Below are 10054 nucleotides of genomic sequence, written 5' to 3' on the forward strand. Positions count from 1 at the left end.
CCCCCATGAACCCGCTCACCGAGCGCCGGAACCTGCTGCCGCTCCTCGCCGCCCACCCCGGCGGACGCAGTGCCGCGACCTGCCGCTACCGCTGCGGGGACGCCTGCTCGCAGCCCGTGCCGAACACCAGCGACAACAGCTACTTCGGCGACGTGGTGCGGTCCGCCGTGGCGCGCCGCACGGTGCTCACGGGAGGGACCGCCGCGCTGGCCGGGGTGGCGTGGACCGCGGCCGCGACCCCGGACACGGCAGCCGCGGCCGGGGAGGCGCAGGGCGACCTGGCGGGACCGGAGGGCCGTCGGCGCGGCTTCCCCTCCATCTCCCCCACGCCCGCCGATGTCGACGACCTGGTCGTGCCGGAGGGGTTCACCTGGGCGGCGGTCATCTCCTGGGGCGACCCGGTCGAGCCCGGCGCGCCCCGTTTCGACGTCGACCGGCAGAGCGTCGAGGCCCAGAAGGGACAGGCCGGCTACAACGCCGACTACCTCACCCTGCGTCAGGACGGCGATCGGGGCTGGCGGAGGCGGCGCGGGGTCATCGTTGTCAACAACGAGTACACCAACCCCGAGCTGATGTTCCCGGACTGGAGCGGTGCGGTCACCCCGGAGCAGGCCGAGATCGAGATGGCCGCACACGGGATGACCATCGTCGAGGTCCGCCGCAAGAACGACCGGTCCCCGTGGACCTACCAGCGGCGCGGGGACCGGAACCGCCGCATCCACGCGTGGACCACCTTCGCGCTCGACGGCCCCGCCGCCGGGCAGGAGTGGATGCGGACCAGCACCGACCGTCGTGGGCGCCGCGTGCTCGGCACGCTGAACAACTGCGCCGGCGGGGACACCCCCTGGGGCACCGTGCTCTCCGGTGAGGAGAACGTCAACCAGTACTTCGACGCCACCGGCGCCCCGGACCCCGAGGGCAGGCTGGCCCGTTACGGCATCACGTCCGGGGGACGCGGCTGGGAGCAGGCCGACCGCCGCTTCTCCGTCCTCGAGGAGCCGAACGAGGTCAACCGCTTCGGCTGGATCGTCGAGGTCGACCCCGACGACCCCGGCTCCACCCCCGTGAAGCACACGGCGCTCGGGCGTTTCAAGCACGAGGGAGCCACCATCCGGCTGGCCCACGACGGGCGGGCCGTCGCCTACATGGGCGACGACGAGCGCTTCGACTACGTCTACAAGTTCGTCTCCCGCCGCCGCTACCGCGAGGGCGACCAGCGCCACAACATGCGGCTGCTCTCCGACGGCGACCTCTACGTCGCGCGGTTCACCGGCGACGGCCTGCAGGACGGGCAGTACGACGGCGACGGCGAGTGGCTCCCGCTCGTGGTCGGCGGCGAGTCACGGGTCGAGGGCATGACCGTGGCGGAGGTCTGCACCTGGACGCGGCTGGCCGCCGACACGGTGGGACCCACCAAGATGGACCGACCCGAGGACGTGCAGCCCGACCCGTCGACCGGCCGTGTGTACGTCGCGTTGACCAACAACACCGCGCGCACGCCGGGCCAGATCGACGAGGCCAACCCGCGGGCGAACAACAAGTTCGGGCACGTCATCGAGTGGCGTGAGGACGGGGACGACGCCGCGGCGCTGCGGTTCCGGTGGAGGATCGTCCTGGTCGCCGGCGACCCCTCCGACCCCAGCACCTACTTCTCCGGCCTCGACCGGCGGGAGGTCACCCCCATCAGCTGCCCGGACAACGTCGCCTTCGACGGTGAGCCCGGCCACCTGTGGATCAGCACCGACGGGGCGCCCGGCACCATCGGTACCTGCGACGGCCTCTTCCGCATGCCGACCACCGGGCCCGACCGGGGCCTGGTCCAGCAGTTCCTCTCGGTGCCGACCGGTGCCGAGTGCTGCGGGCCGGTCATCTCCTGGGAGGACCGCTCGGTGCTCGTCACCGTGCAGCACCCCGGGGAGGGTGGGGCCAGCGCGTACCCCTACCTGGGCGACAGCGTCCCCCGGCCCGGCGTGGCTCACGTCTACCCGGGGCGGCGCCGGCGCTGAGCCCGGCCCGCGGCGCCCGCTCCCCCGGACCGCGGCGCCCGCTCCCGCGGACCGCGGCTGGTCAGCGGGAGCGGTCGGCGACGCCGTCGACGAGCGCCCGGAGGGCGTCCACCGCCGCCGAGGGCTCCAGGCCCTCGAGGAGCGAGCGCGCCCGTGCCGCCATGGCGAGCGTGCGTTCCCGGGCCTGCGCCATCGCCGGGTGGGCGCGCAGCAGCTCCAGGGCCTCGGCCAGCTCGGCCGGGTCCTCGATCGGGCCGGCGAGGAGCTCGTGCAGGCGGGCGTCGGCGGGGTCCGAGCTCCCGCGGGCGTAGAGCACGGGCAGGGTTGCCTTGCCCTCGCGCAGGTCGGTCCCGGGGGTCTTGCCCGAGGCGTCGGCCTCGGAGGCCACGTCGAGCAGGTCGTCGGCCAGCTGGAAGACGACCCCGAGGGTCTCGCCGTAGGCCGTGAGCGTGCGCACGGTGTCCTCGTCGCAGCCCCCGAACATCGCGCCGTAGCGCGCGGCCGTGGCGATGAGCGACCCGGTCTTGTCGGCGAGGATCGACAGGTATGCCTCGACCGCCGCGTCGTGCCCGTCCGCACCCGGCGCGGCGGCACCCTGGCGGTCGTCCCGGATCTGGCCGGCGCACAACCGGATGAAGGTCTCCGCCTGGATCTTGACCGCCTCGGGGCCGAGGCCGGCCACCACGGCGGAGGCGGTGCCGAAGAGCAGGTCCCCGACGAGGATCGCCGTCGCGTTGCCGTAGCGGGCGTTGGCGCTGCGCACGCCCCGTCGCAGGTCCGCCTCGTCCATGACGTCGTCGTGGTAGAGCGAGGCGAGGTGGGTGAGCTCCACCCCCACCGCGGCGTCCACCACCTGGTCGTCCCACCCCCGGCCGACCTCGCTGGTCAGCAGGGTGAGCAAGGGCCGGAACCGTTTGCCGCCCGCGCGCGCCAGGTGCAGGTTCGCCTCCGCGATGAAGGGGTCGTCGTGGTCGACGACCTCCTCCAGGCGCGCTGCGACCCGGTCCAGCCCGGTCTGGACCCGCCCGGTCAGCGCGTCGTCGGAGCCCGGGACGGTCGCGGTGCTCACCGCAGGAACGCCGCGGTGCTCTGCGCGAGATCCAGGACCGGGGAGGGCATGACCCCGAGGGCCAGGGTGATGGCGACGCCCACGAGGATCGCGAACGACGTCATCCAGGACGGGCGCACCACGACGGTCCCGGCCGCGTCGCTCGGGTCGCCCAGCCACATCTGCACGACCAGGACGAAGTAGATGTAGGCCGTGACGGCGCTGGCGAGCACACCGACGACCGCGAGCCAGGCCCAGCCCTGGCTCACCGCTGCGGAGAAGACCGCGAACTTGCCGGTGAAGCCGGAGGTCAGCGGGATGCCCGCGAACGCCATGAGCAGGAAGGTGAAGCTGGCCGCGATCCACGGCGAGCGACGACCCAGGCCCGCCCACTGGTCGACGAGCGTGGCCTCGGTGCCCGCGCTGCGCACGAGGGCGACGATGGCGAACGCCGGGATGGTCATGAAGCCGTAGGTCGCGAGGTAGAACATCGTGCTCGACACGCCGGCCACGTCCAGGGCGACGACGCCGGTGAGGATGAACCCGGCGTGGGCGATCGAGGAGTAGGCCAGGATCCGCTTGACGTCGGTCTGGACGATCGCGAGCAGGGCACCGACCACCATCGACAGGGCGGCGACGACGGCGATGACCGGCTGCCACTCCAGCCGGGCGCCCTCGACGGCGACGTAGAGCACGCGCAGCATCGCGCCGAACGCGGCGACCTTGGTGCAGGCCGCCATGAAGCCGGTGACCGGCGTGGGCGCGCCCTGGTAGACGTCCGGGGTCCACGCGTGGAAGGGCACGGCGCCGACCTTGAAGAGGAGCCCGACGGTGACGAGCAGGACGCCCGGGACGAGCAGTCCGTCCATGCCGACGTTGCTGCTGATGGCGGCCGCGATGTCGGAGAACCTCGTCGAGCCGGCGTAGCCGTAGAGCAACACCGCCCCGAAGAGGTAGAAGGCGCTGGAGAAGCTGCCGAGCAGGAAGTACTTGAGCGAGGCCTCCTGCGACAGCAGGCGGCGACGCCGGGCCAGGCCGGCCAGGACGTAGAGCGGCAGGGACAGGATCTCCAGCGCCACGAAGAGCAGGATGAGGTCGTTCGCGGCGACGAAGAGCATCATGCCGCCGACGGACATGAGGGTGAGCGGGTAGACCTCGGTGGTGGTCGCCCCGACCTTGGTCGCGAGCGTCTCCTCCGCCGAGCCCGGAGTGGACACCCCGGACTGGGTGAAGGCGTCGGGCTGCTCCCCGCCGAACCGCTCGCTCATGACGAGCAGGCCCAGGATGGACAGCACGAGCACCAGGCCCTGCAGGGCCAGGGTGACCCCGTCGACGGCCACCGTCCCGGCCGCCGTGATGCCCTCGTTGTCCCGGCCGAGCAGGACCAGCGCCAGCAGCGCCAGGACGAGGGTGGCGATGGACAGCGGGACCTGCACGGCATACCTCGTGCGCCGGGAGGCGAATCCCTCGACCGTGACCCCCACCAGGCCGCCGACGAAGACGATGATCATCGGGAGCAGCGCCGTGTAGTTGATGTCGGGCGCGACGAACATGGAGCCACCCATCAGTGGTCACTCCCCTCGGTCGAGTGGTTGGCGGTGTCGACGGCGGGTGCCGGGTCACTGATCCCGACCGTCTGCAGCGTCTGCTGCACGGCGGGCTCCAGCAGGTCGAGCACCGGCTTGGGGTAGAAGCCGAGCACCAGGAAGGCCGCGATGATCGGGGCGACCACCCACTTCTCCCGGCCGCTCATGTCCACGACGTCCTCGACCTCGGGCCCCGTCGGCCGGGGGCCGGTCGCGACCTTCTGGTACATCACGAGGATGTAGACGGCCGCCAGGATGACCCCGATCGCGGAGATGACCGCGAGCCACGGGTGCCGCCCGAAGGTGCCGACGATGACGAGGAACTCGCTGACGAAGGAGTTCAGCCCGGGCAGGGCCAGGCCGGACATGCCGGAGACGAACAGCGCGCCGGCCACCAGCGGGGTGACTCGCTGCCAGCCGCCGAAGTCCCGCAGGTCGCGCGAGCCGCGGCGGACGATGAGCATCCCCGCGACGAGGAACAGCCCGGCCGTGGTGAAGCCGTGGTTGACCATGTAGAGCGTCGCCCCGGTCTGGCTCACCGTGGTGAAGGCGAAGATGCCCAGCACGATGAAGCCGAAGTGGCTGATCGAGGTGTAGCTGATGAGCCGCAGCATGTCCGTCTGGCCGATGGCCAGGAACGCCCCGACGAAGAGCGAGACCAGCGCGAGGGCCAGGATCACCGGGGTGGCCCACTGGCTCGCCTCGGGGAACAGCGTGAGGCAGAAGCGGATCATGCCGTAGGTGCCCACCTTGTCGAGGACGCCGACCAGCAGGACCGAGGTCGCCGGGCGGGCCTGCTCGGCGGCCAGCGGCAGCCAGGTGTGCACCGGCCACATGGGGGCCTTGATCGCGAACGCGATGAAGAAGCCGACGAACAGCCACCGTCCGGCGTCCACCGACAGGTCGATCCCGGTGAGGTTCGACAGCAGGAACCCGTCGGTGCCCCGCGGCCCCGCGAGGTAGACCCCGATGACGGCGACGAGCATGATGAGCCCGCCCGCCAGGGAGTAGAGCAGGAAGGAGGTGGCCGCCCGCGCCCGACGGCTCCCGCCGAAGACCCCGATGAGGAAGTAGACGGGGATGAGCATCGCCTCGAAGAAGACGTAGAAGAGGAACACGTCGATGGCCGCGAAGACGCCGACCATCATCGAGGTGAGCGCCAGCATGAGCGCGAAGTAGGCGTGCTGCCGCCGGCCCACGGCCGGCACGTCGTCCCAGGCCGCGACGATGCAGATGGGCACGAGCACCAGCCCGAGCAGGATCATCGACAGCGAGATGCCGTCGACCCCGAGGGCGTAGGACACCCCGAACTGCGGGATCCAGGAGTAGACCTCGGTGAGCTGGAACTGCTCCCCCGCGGTGCCGCCCCCGATGCGGAACTGGGTGGCCGCACCGATGCCGACGACCAGGGTCACCAGGGCCACGCCGAGCGCGACCGGGCGGACGATCGTGCTGCCCTTGGGCAGCAGGGACACCACGAGCGCGCCGACGAGCGGCAGCACGAGCAGCGTGGTCAACCAGGGAAAACTCATCACTGCATCACCCAGACGGCACCGAGGATCACGACGACGCCCAGGAGCATCGTCAGGGCATAGGAGCGGACGAAGCCGTTCTGGGCACGGCGCAGGACACGGGACAGGCCGTTGAGCCCGCCGGTCGTGCCACCCGTCACCGCCCCCTCGACCAGCACGCTGTCGGCCTCCACCGAGGTCCGCGCCAGGGTCATGGTGGGGCCGGTGAAGAGCGCGTCGTTGACGTCGTCCTGGTAGAAGTCACGTCGGGCGGCCCGGGTGAGCGGCCCGGCCTCCGGCGCGGTCTGCGGGACCTCGCGCCGGCCGTACATCATCCAGGCCAGCCCGGCTCCGACCAGCATGAGGACGAAGGCGAGGATCTGGATGGCCAGGACCGGGATGAGCGGCTCACCGTGCTCGGCGTGCCCGAAGACCGGCTCCAGCCACGCGGTGATGATGCCGGTCGGGTAGAGCACGACGCCCAGGACCAGCGACCCGAGAGCGAGGACCATCATCGGGACGGTCATGACGAGCGGCGACTCGTGCGGGTGGGCGTCCTCGTGCCAGCGCTGCCCACCGAAGAAGGTCATGAAGAACAGCCGGGACATGTAGAAGGCGGTGATCCCGGCACCCAGGAGCGCGACGCCGCCGAAGACCCAGGCGCGCCAGCCCGGCTCGGCGAAGGCGGTCTCGATGATGTAGTCCTTCGAGTACCACCCCGCGGTGAAGGGGAAGCCGATGATGGCGAGCCACCCGGCCATGAAGGTGAGCCAGGTGATCTTGATGTCCGCCCGCAGGGCACCGAAGCGGCGCATGTCGACCCGGTTGCCCATCGCGTGCATGACCGACCCGGCACCGAGGAACATGTTGGCCTTGAAGAAGCCGTGCGTGACCAGGTGGAAGATCGCGTAGAGGTAGCCGACCGGGCCCAGCCCGACCGCCAGCATCATGTAACCGATCTGGCTCATCGTGGAGGCCGCGAGGGCCTTCTTGATGTCGTCCTTGGCGCAGCCGACGAACGCGCCGTAGAGCAGGGTGACCGCCCCGACGATCGCCACGACCAGCCGCGCGTCCGGGGTGAGGTCGTAGATCGCCTGGCTGCGGGCGATGAGGTAGACGCCGGCGGTGACCATCGTCGCCGCGTGGATGAGCGCCGACACCGGGGTCGGGCCGGCCATCGCGTCCCCGAGCCAGCTCTGCAGCGGGAACTGGGCCGACTTGCCGCAGGCCCCCAGCAGCAGCGCGAGGCCGATGAGGGTGAGCGTGAGGTCGCTCGCCCCGCCGGCGCTGCCGTGGACGGTCGCGAAGTCCAGCGCCCCGAAGGTCGCGAGCATGATGGCCATGGCGGTGATGAGCCCGACGTCACCGACCCGGTTGACGACGAACGCCTTGTTGGCGGCCGCGGCGTAGTCGGGGTTCCAGTTCCAGAAGCCGATGAGCAGGTAGGAGGCCAGGCCCACGCCCTCCCAGCCGACGAAGAGCAGCAGGTAGGAGTCGGCGAGCACGAGGATGAGCATCGCCGCGACGAAGAGGTTGAGGTAGGCGAAGAACCGGCGCTTGTCCGGGTCGTCCGCCATGTAGCCGAGGGAGTAGACGTGGATGAGGCTGCCCACGAAGGTGATGAGCATGACGAAGGCCAGCGACAGCGGGTCCAGCAGCAGCCCGGCCGAGAGCGACAGCTCGCCCACGCTCACCCAGTCCCACAGCGGCACCGAGAGCGAGCGCTCCTCCGGGCCCAGCCCGGTGAGCTGGACGATGACGAGGACTCCGACGACGAAGCTGCCCCAGGACAGCGCGGTCGCCAGCGCGGGCCCCCACCGGTCGGTCGTCCGGCCACCGAGCAGCAGGACGGCAGCGCCGACCAGCGGGAGCGCGACGAGCAGCCAGCCGAAGGCCGCCAGGCCGTCGGCCTGGGTGGCGTGGACGGCGCTCGCTCCCCCTTCATGTTCGGCCGCCGCGAGGCTGAGGGTGGCCAGCCCGTGACTCAGGTCGTGCACAGACACGAGCGCTCCTTACAGCTTGAGCAGGTTGGCGTCGTCGACCGAGGCCGAGCGACGCGCACGGAAGATGGACATGATGATCGCCAGCCCGACGACCACCTCGGCCGCGGCGACCACCATGACAAACAGGGCGTAGACCTGCCCGTCGAGGGTGCCGTGGATGCGGGCGAAGGTGACCAGCGCCAGGTTGCAGGCGTTGAGCATGAGCTCGATGCCCATGAAGACGATGATGGTGTTGCGCCGCGTCAGGACGGTGATCGCGCCCAGGGAGAAGAGCACCACCGACAGGTAGATGTAGGCCTCGAGTCCCATCAGCGCTCCTCCCCGTCCGACCGCTCGCCGCGCTCGGGGTCAGGCCCGTGGCCACCCCGGTCGGGCTGCTCCGAGCCCTCCTGCTTGGTCATCTCGTTGTCGGTGGCGGCGTTGGTCCCCGTCGGCAGGTCCTCGCGGGCCTGCTCGGCCGGTGGCTGCCCGTCGGAGCGGCCGCTGCCCGCGGGCAGGCGGTACTCCCCGGGGTTGGTGACCTGGCCTCGGGCGACCAGCACGCGAGGGACGGACTCCTCGACCGGGCTGCCGTCCGGCGCCAGGGCAGGGGTGTCCGCGGCGTTGTGCCGGGCATACACGCCGGGATTCGGCTTGCCGGCGAGCCACTCACCGCCGCGCAGCCGCTCCTGGGACAGCTGGCGCTGGGTCCGCTTCGGGGTGAGCCGCTCGCGGTGCGCCAGGACCATCGCGCCCATGACGGCGATGACGAGCAGCGCTCCCAGCGTCTCGAAGGTCAGCACCTGCCGCTCGAAGATCTCCCGGGCCAGGGCGGTGACGGTGCCCTCGGCCTGCACGGTCTCCAGTCCGACCGCCGCCGGCCAGGTGACGCGGGTCAGGCCGTAGACGGCGGCGGCGACGAAGAGCGCGCCCAGGCCGAAGGCGAGCACCCGCTGGAGGGGCAGCGTCTCCACGGGGGAGTCGGAGGCGTCGACGCCGACGAGCATGACGACGAAGAGGAAGAGCATCATCACGGCGCCGGAGTAGACGAAGATCTGGATGATCCCCACGAACTCCGCCTGCTGGACGATGTAGATGACGCCGAGGCTGATCATCGTCATCGCCATGGCCATGGCCGCGTGGACCGCCTTGCGGGCGAAGAGCAGTCCGAGGGCGCCGGCGACGGCGACGACGGCGAGCACCCAGAAGAGACCGACCTCCATACCGTCGATCCGGTCGGGGGTCATGAACGCGCCTCCACCTGCGCCGCGTCGGCGTCGGCGTCGGCGTCGGGCTCGTCGCGCCGCGCGTCCCGCTGCTCGACGTAGTCCTGCTGGCCGCGCGTGGCGCCGGTGACCTTGCCCCGGTAGTAGTCGCGCTCCTCCATGCCCTCGGCCATGGGGAACGGCGGGGTGAGCATGTCCGGGCGCAGGGGGGCCAGCAGCTGGTGCTTCTCGTAGATGAGCGGGGCCCGCTCGGAGTCGGCCAGCTCGTACTCGTTGGTCATGGTCAGCGCCCGGGTCGGGCACGCCTCGATGCACAACCCGCAGAAGATGCAGCGCAGGTAGTTGATCTGGTAGACGCGGCCGTAGCGCTCACCGGGGCTGAACCGGGCGTCGTCGGTGTTGTCCGCACCCTCGACGTAGATGGCGTCGGCCGGGCAGGCCCAGGCGCACAGCTCGCAGCCCACGCACTTCTCCAGGCCGTCCGGGTGCCGGTTGAGCTGGTGGCGACCGTGGAAGCGGGGCGCCGTCGGGCGCTTGACCTCGGGGTACTCCTGCGTCGGCACCTTGCGGAACATGGTGCCGAAGGTGACGCCGAAGCCGGCCACCGGGGCGAAGAGCTGGCCGAGCAGGCCCGGCTCCTTCTTGCCGCCCTCCGGGGCGGTCTCGCCGCGACGGGCGGGGGTGCTGTCGGCGTG

General features: G+C 71.4%; 8 protein-coding genes. 1 reads left to right on the forward strand and 7 read right to left on the reverse strand.

The genetic code is table 11. From position 1 onward, the window contains the following. The first annotated feature begins 5 nt into the window (after nucleotides 1–5). A complete protein-coding gene (locus Q0795_RS10585) occupies nucleotides 6–2006 on the forward strand; it encodes a PhoX family phosphatase (RefSeq protein WP_298889483.1) in 2001 nt (666 codons plus the stop codon). 61 nt (nucleotides 2007–2067) lie between these two features. Here the strand turns inward: Q0795_RS10585 and Q0795_RS10590 are convergent, their stop codons facing one another. From Q0795_RS10590 to nuoI, 7 genes are read right to left on the reverse strand one after another with little or no spacing between them, the layout of a single operon-like run. Beyond that, complete coding sequence (locus Q0795_RS10590; RefSeq protein WP_298889484.1) at nucleotides 2068–3075, reverse strand: polyprenyl synthetase family protein; 1008 nt, start codon at nucleotides 3073–3075, stop codon at nucleotides 2068–2070. Further along, the gene (gene nuoN, locus Q0795_RS10595) at nucleotides 3072–4619 is read right to left on the reverse strand and encodes an NADH-quinone oxidoreductase subunit NuoN (protein WP_298889486.1); all 1548 of its coding nucleotides are present in this window, start codon (nucleotides 4617–4619) and stop codon (nucleotides 3072–3074) included. The genes Q0795_RS10590 and nuoN overlap by 4 nt, the downstream gene beginning before the upstream one ends. Next, nucleotides 4619–6172, reverse strand: coding sequence for an NADH-quinone oxidoreductase subunit M (locus tag Q0795_RS10600; RefSeq protein WP_298889488.1), 1554 nt, complete (start codon nucleotides 6170–6172; stop codon nucleotides 4619–4621). Before Q0795_RS10600 ends, nuoN begins: the two co-directional genes overlap by 1 nt. Beyond that, on the reverse strand, nucleotides 6172–8148 hold the full coding sequence (nuoL, locus tag Q0795_RS10605) for an NADH-quinone oxidoreductase subunit L (protein WP_298889798.1): 1977 nt from the start codon (nucleotides 8146–8148) through the stop codon (nucleotides 6172–6174). Before nuoL ends, Q0795_RS10600 begins: the two co-directional genes overlap by 1 nt. 15 nt (nucleotides 8149–8163) lie before the next feature. Next, entirely contained in the window at nucleotides 8164–8463 is a 300-nt protein-coding gene (nuoK, locus tag Q0795_RS10610; RefSeq protein ID WP_058890552.1) for an NADH-quinone oxidoreductase subunit NuoK, read from the reverse strand. Continuing rightward, on the reverse strand, nucleotides 8463–9380 hold the full coding sequence (locus tag Q0795_RS10615; protein ID WP_298889490.1) for an NADH-quinone oxidoreductase subunit J: 918 nt from the start codon (nucleotides 9378–9380) through the stop codon (nucleotides 8463–8465). Before Q0795_RS10615 ends, nuoK begins: the two co-directional genes overlap by 1 nt. Continuing rightward, a complete protein-coding gene (nuoI, locus tag Q0795_RS10620; protein WP_298889799.1) occupies nucleotides 9377–9988 on the reverse strand; it encodes an NADH-quinone oxidoreductase subunit NuoI in 612 nt (203 codons plus the stop codon). Before nuoI ends, Q0795_RS10615 begins: the two co-directional genes overlap by 4 nt. Nucleotides 9989–10054 lie beyond the last annotated feature (66 nt).

Source organism: uncultured Serinicoccus sp. (assembly GCF_947487915.1).
Lineage (GTDB): Bacteria > Actinomycetota > Actinomycetes > Actinomycetales > Dermatophilaceae > Ornithinicoccus.